This window comes from Mycobacteroides franklinii (genome assembly GCF_001853795.1).
In the GTDB taxonomy this organism is placed as follows: Bacteria; Actinomycetota; Actinomycetes; order Mycobacteriales; family Mycobacteriaceae; genus Mycobacterium; species Mycobacterium franklinii.
The window spans coordinates 732,669-745,893 of the sequence record NZ_MLIK01000004.1 but is presented as its reverse complement, the minus strand read 5'-3'; the positions used below and the strand labels follow the sequence as shown (position 1 = coordinate 745,893).

Annotated in this window: 17 protein-coding genes; 10 read left to right on the top strand and 7 right to left on the bottom strand. The window is 64.9% G+C overall.

Annotated features, from left to right (window positions below; genetic code table 11):
• Nucleotides 1-51: 51 nt before the first annotated feature.
• On the top strand, nt 52-627 hold the full coding sequence (locus BKG76_RS04155) for an RDD family protein (RefSeq protein ID WP_070936222.1): 576 nt from the start codon (nt 52-54) through the stop codon (nt 625-627).
• Nucleotides 628-690: 63 nt separating this feature from the next.
• Nucleotides 691-1,863, top strand: coding sequence for a cystathionine gamma-synthase (locus BKG76_RS04150; protein ID WP_070936220.1), 1,173 nt, complete (start codon nt 691-693; stop codon nt 1,861-1,863).
• Here BKG76_RS04150 and BKG76_RS04145 read toward each other — a convergent pair.
• The gene (locus BKG76_RS04145) at nt 1,860-2,540 is read right to left on the bottom strand and encodes a GOLPH3/VPS74 family protein (RefSeq protein WP_070936218.1); all 681 of its coding nucleotides are present in this window, start codon (nt 2,538-2,540) and stop codon (nt 1,860-1,862) included. The two genes, BKG76_RS04150 and BKG76_RS04145, sit on opposite strands and share 4 nt — an antisense overlap.
• Entirely contained in the window at nt 2,501-2,716 is a 216-nt protein-coding gene (locus tag BKG76_RS25270) for a hypothetical protein (protein WP_236737518.1), read from the bottom strand. The genes BKG76_RS04145 and BKG76_RS25270 overlap by 40 nt, the downstream gene beginning before the upstream one ends.
• On the opposite strand from BKG76_RS25270, the gene ilvA reads away from it, so the two are divergent.
• A complete protein-coding gene (gene ilvA, locus BKG76_RS04140; RefSeq protein ID WP_236737517.1) occupies nt 2,678-3,826 on the top strand; it encodes a threonine ammonia-lyase in 1,149 nt (382 codons plus the stop codon). The two genes, BKG76_RS25270 and ilvA, sit on opposite strands and share 39 nt — an antisense overlap.
• A gap of 8 nt (nt 3,827-3,834) precedes the next feature.
• Here the strand turns inward: ilvA and greA are convergent, their stop codons facing one another.
• Nucleotides 3,835-4,329, bottom strand: a complete 495-nt coding sequence (greA, locus tag BKG76_RS04135) for a transcription elongation factor GreA (protein ID WP_005059312.1) — start codon at nt 4,327-4,329, stop codon at nt 3,835-3,837.
• A 265-nt stretch (nt 4,330-4,594) separates the two neighbouring features.
• Nucleotides 4,595-5,014, bottom strand: coding sequence for a DUF4307 domain-containing protein (locus tag BKG76_RS04130; RefSeq protein WP_070936214.1), 420 nt, complete (start codon nt 5,012-5,014; stop codon nt 4,595-4,597).
• 86 nt (nt 5,015-5,100) lie between these two features.
• Here BKG76_RS04130 and mca point away from each other — a divergent pair, with 86 nt between their 5' ends.
• The 5 genes from mca to BKG76_RS04105 are packed head-to-tail and all read left to right on the top strand — an operon-like array spanning nt 5,101 to nt 9,227.
• Nucleotides 5,101-5,970, top strand: coding sequence for a mycothiol conjugate amidase Mca (mca, locus tag BKG76_RS04125; RefSeq protein WP_070936212.1), 870 nt, complete (start codon nt 5,101-5,103; stop codon nt 5,968-5,970).
• Nucleotides 5,967-6,257: a hypothetical protein gene (locus tag BKG76_RS04120; RefSeq protein ID WP_070936210.1), complete on the top strand. Its 291-nt coding sequence runs from the start codon at nt 5,967-5,969 to the stop codon at nt 6,255-6,257. The genes mca and BKG76_RS04120 overlap by 4 nt, the downstream gene beginning before the upstream one ends.
• Nucleotides 6,247-8,232, top strand: coding sequence for a thioredoxin domain-containing protein (locus BKG76_RS04115; RefSeq protein WP_070936208.1), 1,986 nt, complete (start codon nt 6,247-6,249; stop codon nt 8,230-8,232). Before BKG76_RS04120 ends, BKG76_RS04115 begins: the two co-directional genes overlap by 11 nt.
• Before the next feature lie 10 nt (nt 8,233-8,242).
• Complete coding sequence (locus BKG76_RS04110; RefSeq protein ID WP_070936206.1) at nt 8,243-8,617, top strand: nuclear transport factor 2 family protein; 375 nt, start codon at nt 8,243-8,245, stop codon at nt 8,615-8,617.
• A 28-nt stretch (nt 8,618-8,645) separates the two neighbouring features.
• Nucleotides 8,646-9,227: a hypothetical protein gene (locus BKG76_RS04105; protein WP_070936204.1), complete on the top strand. Its 582-nt coding sequence runs from the start codon at nt 8,646-8,648 to the stop codon at nt 9,225-9,227.
• 7 nt (nt 9,228-9,234) lie between these two features.
• Here the strand turns inward: BKG76_RS04105 and trhA are convergent, their stop codons facing one another.
• A complete protein-coding gene (trhA, locus tag BKG76_RS04100) occupies nt 9,235-9,966 on the bottom strand; it encodes a PAQR family membrane homeostasis protein TrhA (protein ID WP_070936202.1) in 732 nt (243 codons plus the stop codon).
• 100 nt (nt 9,967-10,066) lie between these two features.
• Here trhA and BKG76_RS04095 point away from each other — a divergent pair, with 100 nt between their 5' ends.
• Nucleotides 10,067-10,849: a (2Z,6E)-farnesyl diphosphate synthase gene (locus tag BKG76_RS04095; protein WP_070936199.1), complete on the top strand. Its 783-nt coding sequence runs from the start codon at nt 10,067-10,069 to the stop codon at nt 10,847-10,849.
• 81 nt (nt 10,850-10,930) lie between these two features.
• Nucleotides 10,931-11,455: a DUF2165 domain-containing protein gene (locus BKG76_RS04090; protein ID WP_070936197.1), complete on the top strand. Its 525-nt coding sequence runs from the start codon at nt 10,931-10,933 to the stop codon at nt 11,453-11,455.
• On the opposite strand, the gene BKG76_RS04085 is transcribed toward BKG76_RS04090, so the two are convergent.
• A complete protein-coding gene (locus tag BKG76_RS04085; RefSeq protein WP_083337904.1) occupies nt 11,376-12,662 on the bottom strand; it encodes a cytochrome P450 in 1,287 nt (428 codons plus the stop codon). The genes BKG76_RS04090 and BKG76_RS04085 overlap by 80 nt on opposite strands.
• 5 nt (nt 12,663-12,667) lie before the next feature.
• Nucleotides 12,668-13,225 (bottom strand): Cif family virulence factor, encoded by a 558-nt coding sequence (locus BKG76_RS04080; protein WP_070936193.1) that lies wholly within the window; start codon nt 13,223-13,225, stop codon nt 12,668-12,670.

Here is a 13,225-nt window from a genome sequence, read left to right as displayed (position 1 = left end):
TGTGCTCTGTTGGTCGACGCTGATGCGTGTCATACGAACTGGAGGACAATCGTGACCGAAGTTCCACCACCCCCGCCGCAGGATCCGGGCGCTTACCCGCCGCCTCCTCCTGCCGCCGGTGCGCCGGCCCTGCCGGGTAGCAATTTTGAGATCTGGATCAAGCGTGTTGGCGCTGCTCTGATCGACAACGGGATTGTCGCGATCCTGTACTGGATCGGATACGGCATCGCGATGGCCACCGCCGAGAAGCAGAGCTTCTCGTCAAGCGTGTATGACAGCGATTCCATGAATGGCATGTCCTATGGCGAGGACGCCGAGGTCTACAGCTTCACCGGCCTCGGCATGGCTGCGGTCACCATCTTCGGTATCGCGGCGCTTGCCTTCTGGCTCTGGAATCTGAAGAAGCAGGGTGACACCGGCTCGACCATCGGTAAGGGCATACTCGGCATTAAGGTGCTGAGCGAGACCACCGGTCAGCCCATCGGATTCGGCATGTCCGTGGTGCGTCAGATCGCGCACTTCCTCGATGCCGTCATCTGCTACATCGGCTTCCTGTTGCCGCTCTTCACCGCGAAGCGTCAGACGATCGCCGACATGCTAGTGAAGACCGTCGTCGTTCCCAAGTAGAAGTAATCGCCAGGCGGCGCTGGGCTGTCTCACACCTACCGGTCCGGTATAGGCTCGGACCCGATGAGTGAGCAGCGCAGCGCCGCCGACGCGTCTCGGTGGCAAGGGTTTTCCACAAGGGCCATCCACGGCGGTTTCCATGCCGATCCGCAGACCGGCGCGGTCAACGTGCCGATCTACGCCAGCTCGACCTTCGCCCAGGATGGCGTCGGTCAGCTGCGCGGAGGCTTCGAGTACGCACGCACGGGTAACCCCACGCGCGCCGTTCTCGAGTCCTCGCTGGCGGCATTGGAGGACGCCCACTTCGGTAGGGCGTTCTCATCGGGGATGGCGGCCACCGACTGCGTCCTGCGTGCGCTGCTGCGTCCCGGCGATCACCTGATCATCCCCAACGACGCCTACGGCGGCACCTTCCGCCTCATCGACAAGGTGTTCTCGCAGTGGGGGATTAGTCATACCCCGGTGCCGGTGGCCGATGTCGACGCCATTCGTGCGGCGATCACCCCCAACACCAAGCTGATCTGGCTGGAGACGCCCACCAACCCGCTGCTGAGCATCGCCGATATCGCGGCGGTCGCACAGGTGGCGGCAGAGCATTCGGTGAAGCTGTTGGTGGACAACACCTTCGCCTCGCCCGCGTTGCAGCAGCCGCTGAATCTCGGCGCCGATATCGCGTTGCACTCCACCACCAAATACATTGGCGGACACTCCGATGTCGTGGGTGGTGCGTTGCTCACCAACGACGAGGAGCTGGACACCGCGTTCGCGTTCCTGCAGAACGGGGCGGGCGCCGTGCCGGGCCCGTTCGATGCCTACCTGACCTATCGGGGCATCAAGACCCTGGCATTGCGGATGCAGCGACACAGCGAGAACGCGCAAGCGGTGGCCGAGTTCCTGGCGGGCCATTCCGCGGTGGCGCACACCATCTACCCGGGGTTGGACAGCCATCCCGGGCATGCGGTGGCCGCCAAGCAGATGGGTGGATTCGGGGGAATGATCAGCGTGCGGCTCGCCGGAGGGCGCCAGGCCGCACTCGACTTGTGCTCGCGAACAGAGCTTTTCATTCTGGCTGAATCCTTGGGCGGCGTTGAGTCGCTGATCGAGCATCCCGGTGCCATGACGCATGCGTCGACTGCCGGATCACTGCTGGAGGTACCGGAAGATCTGGTGCGGCTCTCGGTGGGCATCGAAGAGGTCAGCGACCTGATCGGGGATCTCGAGCACGCCTTGCGCTAGACGCAATGGTTCATTGAATGCAGGGCCGCCGAGATGACCGCGGCGGTCACTGCGAGATTGACCGCAGGACCGCGATTGTCGCGGGTCTGGGCAGCCCATCCGCCGTCGGCAATCGTTTGCGACCAGCGGGACACCTGCTGTCTGCCGATTGGGTCCAGACTCAAGATCGCGTCGAATCCGTTGACCCCGTGTAGCACTGCGATGATGGCAGCGGTGCTCGGCGCGGGCGGTGCGTAGTGGAACAACACATCCGTGACGCCCTGACGTACGGCGTTGGCGCGCTCGTTGTTGGTCACCGGCCAGTACTTCTCGGGGAAAAGTCGGCTACCCATCCGTACGGTGTGAATGTCGCCGGTGATCTCCAGCCGATGCAGCATCTGCGAGTTCACTCCGCGGCCCACCTTGGTGATCGCCTCCGCCGGGCTCATCGGCCGTCGTCGCAGCCGGTGTATCGCCCGGTCGAGCACCGGATCCCCGATATCGGGAGCCTGCAACACGAGCAGATGGCCGGCCTTCGAGGGCTCACCGTGTGTTGCCGGTCGAACGCGTTGTGCCAGAGCAAGATCCAACACGATCGCGGCAGCTAGAGCCTGCGCGCGCCGATTCTTGTCCAGCAGCGGCCGTCCCGAGGCATTGTTCAGCAACAGAAGCAGGAGGTCCTCCGCAATCTGTGGCATGAGGGGACAATAGCGGCAGAACAGGTGACATGATGCCTGGCATGGCGACAGAGTCCGCGGGAGCAACGGGTTTGGTAACGGTCCAGGAGATCCAGGAGGTGGCCGAGCGGCTCGCCCCTGTGATCCGACGCACACCGATGGTGGCCTTCCGTGCGCTCAGTGACCGCTGCGGGCACGAGGTGCGCCTCAAGTGCGAAAACCTGCAACGCACAGGATCTTTCAAACCGCGCGGGGCTTACAACCGGATCAGTCTGCTGCCCGACGACCAACGGGTGAACGGGGTGGTGGCGGCCAGCGCGGGTAACCACGCCCAGGGCGTGGCCTGGGCGGCGACCACGCTGGGTATCCCGTCGACGGTGTTCATGCCCGTGGGGGCGGCACTACCCAAGATCGTCGCGACCCGCGCCTACGGTGCAACCGTGCACCTCACGGGCAGCACGATTGACGAGGCACTGGTGGCCGCGACGGAGTTCGCGGCGGAAACCGGCGCGGTACTCATTCATCCCTTCGACCATCGCGATGTCGTCGCCGGGCAGGCCACCGTCGGACTCGAGATCCTGGAGCAGCTCCCTGAGGTGGGCACCGTCGTGGTGCCCGCGGGCGGCGGCGGCCTCGTCGCGGGCATCGCCGCAGTGGTCAAGGCGGCGCGGCCGGAGGTGCGGATCGTCGCGGTGCAGGCCGCCGGTGCCGCCGCCTTCCCGGTGTCGCTGAAAGCCGGGCACCCGGTGGCACTGGAATCGATGGACACCATGGCCGACGGCATCGCGGTGGGTAAGCCCGGAGCGGTGCCCTTCGAGCATGTGGCCGCATTGGTCGACGATGTGGTCACCGTCAGCGAGGAGGCGTTATCGCGCGGGCTGCTGCTCTGCCTGGAGCGGGCCAAGCTGGTGGTGGAACCCGCCGGGGCTGCCGCGGTGGCCGCGCTGCTCACCCTGTCCGCCGAAGAGCTGGGACTCACCGGCCCGGTGTGCGCGGTGCTCTCGGGCGGAAACATCGACCCGCTGCTACTCACCCACGTCATCACCCACGGTCTGCGGGCGGCTGGGCGCTACCTGACGGTGCGCGTGACCATCGCCGACGCACCCGGCGGGCTTTCGGGTCTGTTGGATGTTTTCCGTTCCTCGGGCGCCAGCGTCGTCGACGTCACGCATTGGCGTAACAGCGAGCGTCTGCGTCTGGGCGAGGTGGATGTGCTGGCGACCGTCGAGACACGGGGGCCAGAACACCGTCAGGCCGTCCTCGACGCAATCGTCGCGGCCGGCCTGACGGTTCAAGAGGAGCGGTAGGTGGAGCCTTACTCGTGGTACGGCTCGGCGCTGACCAGCGTGACCTGCACCTCGGTGCCGTTGGGCACCGTGTAGCTGCGGGTCTCGCCGACCTTGGCGTCGATCAGTGCGCCACCGAGAGGTGAGCTGGGGGAGTACACCTCGAGCTTGCCGTCCTTGACACCCTCCTGGCGGGTGGCGATGAGGAAGGTCTCGGTGTCGCCCTTGTCGCCGTCGTAGTAGACCTTGACGACGGAACCGGGCAGCGCGACGCCGGACTGGGTCGGCGCTTCACCCACCTTGGCGTTGTTGAGCAGTTCCTGCAGCTGACGGATGCGCGCCTCTTGCTGGCCCTGTTCTTCGCGGGCGGCGTGGTAGCCACCGTTCTCGCGCAGGTCTCCCTCTTCGCGGCGCTCGTTGATCTCGGCGGCGATGACGGGGCGGTTGGCGATCAGTTGGTCGAGTTCCGCCTTGAGCCGATCATGTGATTCCTGGGTCAGCCAGGTCACCTGGGTGTCGGTCATGGTGCAGGTACTCCTTGCCTCAGGCCAGCAACGTCCACTGGCGCTCATCTATCGGGTGCCGGGTTGGGTGCATTGCTGCGGCTTTCACTCTCCAAAATGCAGCAATACACGGTCCCAGCAGGGATCCGTGTATCCGCCCAGCATACCACTGTCGCTGTGATGTTCAGCCTATTTTTGGTGGAGGTTTGCCCGATGTGAACGTTGCCGACGTCTGTCTGATGGCACCGGGTGTGGTTCCGTGGGGCCGTTGGCGGCAGGTTTTAGGTCAGGATGCGACCAGATACACCGGAACCGCCAGGCTGCAGCCGTAAACGTCTCCGGTCACCGGGGGGCGCGTCGACTTCACCAGGGCTGTGACCGGTACGGATCGTTCCGACGACGGTGGCACCAGCACCTCGCGCCGTCCGGTCTCACTGCCGTCGATGGATCGTGCGCGCAGGATGCAGACGGCGGGTTTGGACGGGTCTTTGCGTTCCACGGAGGCGGTGACGGAGACCGTCGAGGAGTCGACGAGCTTGTAGGCGGAAAGTTCGCCCTTGACGTCCCCGGGTCCCAAGCGGCTATATCCGATCGCGGCGATCGCGACCCCCGCCACGATGACCAATGCGGTCAGTCCGATGGCGATCCAGCGGCCGCGCTGGGGCTTGGCGGGCTTGGTGCCGTAACGCTCCTCTGGTCGCTGCACGGGTCAACGGTATGACGGGTATACCCGAGATGAAACGATGGGGGCGCGAGAGCAGTGATGGCTGACAGAAAGAGGCGGGCGCACGGGTGACCGGATTGCGATTGATGGCGGTGCACGCCCACCCCGATGACGAGGCCAGTAAGGGAGCCGCCACCAGTGCGCGGTACGCCGCCGAGGGCAATGACGTGATGGTGGTGACCCTCACCGGTGGCGAGCGCGGCGACATTCTCAATCCGGCCATGGACCGTCCCGAGGTTGCCGCGAACATCGGGACCATCCGCCGCGAGGAGATGGCCAAGGCCGCTGCCGAGCTCGGCGTGCAACACCGCTGGCTCGGCTACGTGGACTCGGGGCTGCCGCAGGGCGACCCGCTGCCGCCCCTGCCGTCGGATTCGTTTGCACTGGTGCCCATCGAGGAGCCGATCGCCAAGCTGGTTGCGGTGATCCGGGAATTTCGCCCCCACGTCATGACGACCTACGACGAGAACGGCGGCTATCCGCACCCGGATCACATTCGGTGCCACGAGGTGTCGATGGCGGCCTTCGACGCCGCAGCCGATCCTGACCAGTTTCCCGAGGCGGGCGAGCCGTGGACCGTCAGCAAGATCTACTACAACCATGGGTTCATGCGAGCGCGCATGCAGTTGCTCAACGATGAGTGCAAGAACCACGGATACAAGGGCCCGTTCGATGAATGGCTCGAGCGCTGGCCGGCCGATGACGACACCTTCGACCGCCGGGTGACCACCAGGGTGCCCTGCGCGGACTTCTTCGACGCCCGGGACGCGGCGTTGCGTGCGCACGCGTCGCAGATCCCGCCGGACAGTAGCTTTTTCGCAGTGCCTCGCGAGTTCGAGCGGCGACTGTGGCCCACCGAGGACTTCGAGCTCGCGAAGTCACGGGTGCCGACGAGCACCCCCGAGGACGATTTGTTCGCAGGAGTTGAAACCAAATGATGTTGATGGACGCCGTGCTGGTGCTCGCCGACGAGAAGAGCCCGACCAACGTCGGGCCGGACTTCGGTAAGGCCGGCCCCTTCGGTTTGACGGTGGTGGTGCTGCTGTTGGTGGGCACGTTCTTTCTGATCCGTTCGATGAACGCGCATCTGCGCAAGCTGCCGGAGACGTTCGATCCCGAGCATCCCGAGCCCGATCAGGCGGTCGACGATGGCACGGTGGGAACGTCCGCCGACAAACCCGAGACTCCTTCGGATTCAACCGATCAGCGGGGCGATGACCGTTAACCGGCTCGGCGAGGCGACTAGCCCATACCTGCGTCAGCACGTCGACAATCCGGTGCACTGGCAGCAGTGGACGCCGGAAGCGTTGCAGGAAGCACAATCTCGTGACGTGCCGATCCTGCTGTCGGTCGGGTACGCGGCGTGCCATTGGTGCCACGTGATGGCCCACGAGTCCTTCGAGGACGACGAGGTGGCCGCCGTCATGAATGCCGGGTTCGTCAACATCAAGGTCGATCGTGAAGAGCGTCCCGATCTGGATGCCGTCTACATGAACGCGACCGTCGCGATGAACGGCCAGGGCGGATGGCCCATGACATGTTTCCTGACCCCGGACGGCCGGCCGTTCTACACCGGCACGTACTATCCGAAACAGGGTTTTTTGCAGCTGCTTTCGGCGGTGCGCGAGGCCTGGGACCAACGTCGCGATGAGGTGGAAGAGGCCGCATCGAGCATCACCGGTCAGCTGCAAGAGATGTCGGGCCGCCTACCCGCGGGGCCGGGTGTGGACATCGCGCTGTGCGATGCCGCCATCGCCGCGATCCTGCCGGCCGAGGACATGCGCTTCGGGGGTTTCGGTGGGGCGCCGAAGTTTCCGCCGTCGTCTCTGTTGGAGGCGCTGCTGCGCGGATACGAACGAACCGGGGACGCCGCGGTGCTCGGGGTGGTAGCCCGGACCGCGACGGCGATGGCGCGCGGCGGCATCTACGACCAGTTGGCCGGAGGGTTCGCGCGGTACAGCGTGGACGCCGCCTGGGTGGTGCCGCACTTCGAGAAGATGCTGTACGACAACGCACTCCTGCTGCGCGTCTACGCGCATTGGGCGCGCCGCACTGGCGATGCGCTGGCACGTCGGATCGCCTCGGAGACGGCCGATTTCCTGCTGAACGAGCTGCGGGTGGGGGATTTGTTCGTCTCGTCGCTGGATGCCGACGCCGACGGCTCCGAAGGCTCCACTTATGTGTGGACACCCGAGCAGCTTGCCGAGGTTCTGGGCCCCGAGGATGGCGCTTGGGCCGCAACACTTTTCGAAGTGACGCCGACGGGAACGTTCGAGCACGGCAGCTCGGTGCTGCAGCTGCTGCGTGACCCCGAAGGCGATGCAGACGTGGATCGGTGGCGACGTGTACGCGCGGTGCTGCTGGCGGAGCGGCTGCGGCGAGTGCAACCCGGCCGCGACGACAAGGCGGTCACCGCCTGGAATGGGCTGACGATCACCGCGCTCGTGGAAGCCTCGATCGCCCTGGACCGTGATGATCTGCTGGACGCGGCGGGTGGGTGTGCCGCCGCACTGTTGGAGCTGCATGTGCGTGACGGGCGGCTGCGGCGGGCGAGTCTGGGAGGCCAGGTATCGGACGGTGACGGTGTGCTGGAGGATTACGGCACACTCGCGACGGGCCTGCTCTCGCTGTATCAGGTGACCGGCCAATGGCGTTGGCGCGAGGCTGCCGCACAGCTGCTGGACACCGCCCTGGACCATTTCGCCGATCCGGAATCGCCCGGCGCCTGGTTCGATGTCGCCGACGATGCCGAGCAGCTGGTGCTGCGTCCGAGCGATCCGCTTGATGGTGCGACCCCGTCCGGGGCGTCCTCGGTGACCGAAGCCTTGCTTATCGCCGGCTATCTGCTGGAGGAGGCCCGGTACCGGGGCGCCGCGCAGGCCTCGCTGTCGGCGGCGTCCATGGCACTGGCGCGCGCACCGCGGTCGGCCGGTCATTGGCTGGCGGTGGCCGAAGCCGCGGTCCGCGGGCCGATCCAGGTGGCGGTGGCCTGTGACGCGGAGACCTCCGCGTTGCTGCGACGGGCCCGGCTGTCCGCCCCCGGTGGTGCGATTGTCGTTGGTGGGGTTAAGGATTCGAGCGAGCTACTGCGCGACAGGGGACAGATCAACGACGCCGACGCGGCCTACGTGTGCCGGGGCACCGTCTGCGATCTCCCGGTCACCGGGACCGCACAATTAGACGCCGCGTTGGGTAGGTAGCGTCCGGGGCATGACCGTAACCCGCGAACAAGTTCTCGCCGTCGTCCAGAGCTACTGCGATCTGCTCACCTCGGGCACCGCAGCGCAGATCGCCGACCTGTACGCCGATGACGCGACCGTGGAGGATCCGCTGGGTGCCGACGTCCTCAAGGGCCGTGAGGCGATCCAGGGCTTCTACGCCACCATCGAGCCGCTGGACCGTCACGGCGAGCTGAAGCTGGTGCGGGCCACGAACAACGAGGCCGCGTTCAACTTCGAGCTGACCATCAAGCACGCGAACGGCGGCATGGTCATCGCGCCCATCGACGTGATGACCTTCGACGACAACGGCAAGATCACCTCGATGCGGGCCTTCTGGACCCAGGACGACATCAAGCAGCTCTAGACCGCTTGCGGCGCTGTATGTTCGCCGCATGATTGCCTCTGCACGCGACCAGCTCGAAGGGCTGGGCTTCCTGTACAGCTATCTGCAGCGAGTCTTCGTCTTCACCAGGACGATGCAGATGCTGGACCCGCAACGCCCGGTCGACGTGAACGCCGACGAGCTCAAGGGGGCCCTTGACCTCGTCGGCGATACGGTCCGGCAGTTCGATTTCGAGAGCGGGCTGAGCGTGGCGCAGCGTGCGGCGCTCAGCCCGATCATCGCGGCGGTGCGTGGCTGGATCGACGGGAACCGGCCACAGCCGAACGACTCGCGTGCGCGGGGGATCGCGCACGCCGCGAGCGCGGCCTACTTTGACGAGCACCTGAACTCGGCCCGCATCCACCTGGGGGACCACTACGACGCCGGCTATGCCGATTACTGCAGGCAGCGCATCCTTCTGCTCCAGGCTTGGGTCCGACAGGTGAGTTCGATCGTCGGGAAAACCGCGGACGGGGTGCCCCTGACGAGTGACGAGGAATCGGCCCTCGGCCGCGTCGTCCACACGATGGCTGCCGACGACGCCGAATCCGTTGTCCGGAACTTCGCCACGGTTCAGGCGGCGCTCGCGTGAGGGGCCGTTACGAGAAGACGGCGAACCAGACCGCGATGTAGTGACATGTCGCGGCGATGACCGTCGCGGCATGGAAGAACTCGTGGTGCCCGAAGTGCAGCGGCCACGGGTTGGGCCACTTCGCGGCGTACAAGATGGCGCCGATACTGTAGAGGGCGCCGCCGACGATCAGCAGCACCACCGCGGGCACTCCGGCGCCATGGAGCAGTGTCGGGAAGAAGCCGACAGCGACCCAGCCGAGCAGCAGGTACAGCGGCACTCCCACCCAACGCGGAGCCGTCGGCCAACACATCTTCAGGATCACCCCGGCGAGCGCGCCACCCCACACGATGGCCAGCACCAGATTGCCCTCCGATCGCGGCATCGCGAGCATCGCGAAGGGCGTGTAGCTGCCCGCGATGAACACGAAGATCATCGAGTGATCGAGGCGTTTCATCCAGGTGCGGGTGGTCGGCGATTTCCAGTTCACCCGGTGATACGCGGCGCTGACGCCGAACACGCCCAGCACTGTCAGGCTGTAGATGGCGGTCGCGAGGCCGGCCTTTGGTGAGCGCACCGACCATGCGACGGATACCAGCACAATCCCCGTGACGATCGCGATGACGCAGGCATAGAAATGGATCCAGCCGCGTGCCTTGGGTTTGATCGGCAAGGTCTCGATGCCGCCGACCAGTGCGGCCATCGGGATGGAGAGTTCAGCGGTGGGTGCTTCGGGTGCAGGAGACTCATCGGTCTGCATGCGTCACAGTATCCCTTGTTGTCTGGACGGTGATTGTGAACGTTCTGTGCAGATCGATATCTGCTGCTCCGGTGCGCGACTGGCTCGCTAGGCTGGGTCTGTGGAGATCATCCCGCCGACGCTGAAGGAACCGCTGTACAAGCTTTACGAAATGCGGCTCCGTCAGGAGCTGGCCAAGGCGTCGAAACCTCGGCATATCGCTGTCCTGTGTGACGGAAACCGTCGTTGGGCACGGTCGGCGGGGTACACCGATGTCAGCCACGGATACCGGATGGGCGCCCGCAAGATCGGTGAGATGCTCGGCTGGTGTGAGGATGCCGGCGTCGAGATGGCCACTGTGTACCTGCTGTCGGCGGAAAATCTGACGCGTGACCCGGAGCAACTCGGGGAGCTGCTGGAGATCATCACCGATGTGGTCGAGGAGCTGTGCGCTCCGCAGAACCGGTGGAGTGTGCGTAGCGTCGGTGACCTCGATCTGCTGCCCGACGAAGTGGCCGAACGTATGCGCCAGGCCGTGAAGTCCGCCCCTTCGGATGCTCGCTTCCATGTCAACGTCGCGGTCGGCTACGGCGGCCGGCAGGAGATCACCGACGCGGTGCGCACCCTGCTGAACAAGGAGCTCGCCAACGGCGCCACTGCCGAGCAGCTGGTGCAGGCGGTGACTGTTGAGGGCATCTCCGAGAACCTGTACACCTCAGGGCAGCCGGATCCAGACCTGGTGATCCGCACATCGGGGGAGCAGCGGTTGTCCGGCTTCCTGCTCTGGCAGAGTGCCTATTCCGAGATGTGGTTCACCGACGCGTACTGGCCAGAGTTCCGGCGGGTGGATTTCCTGCGCGCACTGCGCGATTACGCCGCGAGGAACCGGCGCTTCGGGCAATAGCGACCCTGCGGTGACGCTCGCCGAGGAGGTTTGTTGATTCATCGCGTGGGGGCTGTACTAGCAAGGCTTGGTACCGCCCGGATGGTCTGCACCGTGCTCGTGGGGTTGATGGCGTTGTACATGCTTGTGGTGGCGTTCGGAAACATCACCGACTTCCACACCAATGAGGCGTTCGTTCGTCATGTTCTCGCCATGGATACCACCAACTTTGGCCAACCGGCCGGTCAGGGACTCGATGTCGACATCATGTGGCGCGCGGTTCGTTCGCCGGCGGCGCAGACCGTGACCTACTGCCTCATCATCGTGTGGGAGGCGCTTGCGGGCGTCGTACTTCTGGTGAGCGTGTGGCAATGGTTGTGGGGCCGTACATCCCAGGCGCGGGCAGTGTCCACGGCAGGGTTGTTGATGGTGATCGTGCAGTTCTTTGGAGGGTTCATCGTGATCGGCGGTGAGTGGTTCCAGATGTGGCGCTCAACGCAGTGGACCGGGACCGAGGTGGCCTTTCGATGTTCCGTGCTTGCCCTGTTCACCCTGATGTTTGTGCGGTTCGGGCGTTTCTCGCCGGACGATCAGACCGAGGACAGTACGCCGTGTCGAACTTCTTGATGCCGTTGATCCACCCCGAATGGAATCGGGGCGCATCCCCGATGCGCGAGATGTCCGGCATTCGGTCAGCGATCTTGTTGAAGATGATCTCCAGCTCAACCTTCGCCAAGTTGGCGCCCAGACAGTAGTGCGCACCCGTGCCACCGAAACCCAGATGGGGGTTGGGGTCGCGCGTGATGTCGAAGGTATGCGGGTTCTCGAAGACTTCCTCGTCGAAGTTGGCGGACGGATAGAGCATCACCACCCGTTCGCCCGCCGCGATGGGTACGCCGCCGATCATGGTGTCCTGCAGCGCAGTTCGCTGTTGTGAGATCAGTGGCGAGGTGTACCGGACAATCTCGTCAACCGCGGTAGCGGGGCGGCCGGTCTTGAACAGCTCCCACTGGTCGGGGTGTTCCAGGAACGCCATCATGCCCATGGTGGTTGCGTTCCGGGTGGTTTCATTGCCCGCCACCGACAGCATCACGACGAAGAATCCGAACTGTTCGGGCGTGAGCTGCTCACCGTCCACCGTGCCGGACAGCAGGCGGGACACCACGTCGTTCCCCGGACAGTCGCGACGCTGTTCGGCGAGCTGATAGCAGTATCCGAGGATCTGCGCGGCGCCGATACGCGGGTCGATCTCGACATCGGCCTCGTCATACCCCGTCATCTGGTTGCTCCACTCGAAGAGCTTGACGCGGTCTTCCTCTGGGACGCCGATCAATTCGGCGATGGCCTGCATCGGCAGCTCGCTGGCCACCTCGCGGACGAACTCGCCATGCCCGCCGTCCAGTGCCGCCTGCACGATTCGCTCGGCACGCTCCTCCAGGGTGATACGCAGCGCCGCGATGGAGCGCGGCGTGAACATGCGCGACACCAATCCGCGAAGTTGGGTGTGCTCGGGGGCGTCCTTGTTGATGAGGACCGACAGCGTGGCCTGGAACTCTTCGGGGCTGATGTGATCCTCAAGGCGGGGAATGGCACCCTTGCGGCCCGATGAGAAGATATCGGTGTGTAGTGAAACCTCCCGTACATCATGGTGTTTGGTGATCACCCAATACCCGTCGTCGGTGAACCCGCCGACGGTGCGCGGTTGCGGGTTCCACCAGACGGGAGCTTCGCGACGCAGGGTGGCGAACTCTTCATGGGGCATCCGGTTCCCGTACAACTCGGGATCGGTGAAATCGAAATCCGCGGGAAGGCCCAATTCGGCGGCGGTCTTCATGGCGGTCACCAGAGGGGGACCGGGGTCTTGCCCAGGGGGTAGTAGCCGGGCACCTTCTCGCCCGACAGGCCGCGCTGGATGCGCTTCTGCATGCCTTCACTGAGCTTGCCTGCCTTGATGAGATCCATGTACAGGGCGGACACGTGGCCGAAGTCGAAGAAGTCGCGCTGCCAATTCCATTGGCCGTTACCCGCATACCGGAACCAGCTGCCCCCGATGCCGTAGACGGTCAGATCGTCACCGCCTGCTTCATCATTTCCACCAGTGACCACCTGCTTCCAGAATCCGATGACCTCGCCTTGCCTGTCGTCGACGATCACCTTCTGATACGGGTACGTCCAGCCTTCTAACCCTTCCATTTCCTGCCCCAACGCAATGTCGCGTATTTCATCGATACCGACGCACATCACGTCTTCCTTGGGGCCGATGTTCCAGCCGTAGGTGGCGTCATCAGTGTAGAAGCGTGCCAACGGTTTCCAGTCGCCTGTCTTCTCGGCATCCAGGTTGGCTTGGAGCCAGTCCGCGACGACATCGTCGAGTTCTTGGCGGGGGAATTGCGGCAT

Excerpts from the sequence above, each read along its gene's own strand:
- BKG76_RS04120 (WP_070936210.1), top strand. The coding sequence starts at position 5,967 with ATGATGTTGATGGACGCCGTGCTGGTGCTCGCCGACGAGAAGAGCCCG.
- greA (WP_005059312.1), bottom strand. The coding sequence starts at position 4,329 with ATGACCGACACCCAGGTGACCTGGCTGACCCAGGAATCACATGATCGG.
- BKG76_RS04080 (WP_070936193.1), bottom strand. The coding sequence starts at position 13,225 with ATGCCGCAATTCCCCCGCCAAGAACTCGACGATGTCGTCGCGGACTGG.
- BKG76_RS04115 (WP_070936208.1), top strand. The coding sequence starts at position 6,247 with ATGACCGTTAACCGGCTCGGCGAGGCGACTAGCCCATACCTGCGTCAG.
- BKG76_RS04145 (WP_070936218.1), bottom strand. The coding sequence starts at position 2,540 with ATGCCACAGATTGCGGAGGACCTCCTGCTTCTGTTGCTGAACAATGCC.
- BKG76_RS04150 (WP_070936220.1), top strand. The coding sequence starts at position 691 with ATGAGTGAGCAGCGCAGCGCCGCCGACGCGTCTCGGTGGCAAGGGTTT.
- BKG76_RS04090 (WP_070936197.1), top strand. The coding sequence starts at position 10,931 with ATGGTCTGCACCGTGCTCGTGGGGTTGATGGCGTTGTACATGCTTGTG.
- trhA (WP_070936202.1), bottom strand. The coding sequence starts at position 9,966 with ATGCAGACCGATGAGTCTCCTGCACCCGAAGCACCCACCGCTGAACTC.
- BKG76_RS04105 (WP_070936204.1), top strand. The coding sequence starts at position 8,646 with ATGATTGCCTCTGCACGCGACCAGCTCGAAGGGCTGGGCTTCCTGTAC.
- ilvA (WP_236737517.1), top strand. The coding sequence starts at position 2,678 with ATGGTGGCCTTCCGTGCGCTCAGTGACCGCTGCGGGCACGAGGTGCGC.
- BKG76_RS04085 (WP_083337904.1), bottom strand. The coding sequence starts at position 12,662 with ATGAAGACCGCCGCCGAATTGGGCCTTCCCGCGGATTTCGATTTCACC.
- BKG76_RS04110 (WP_070936206.1), top strand. The coding sequence starts at position 8,243 with ATGACCGTAACCCGCGAACAAGTTCTCGCCGTCGTCCAGAGCTACTGC.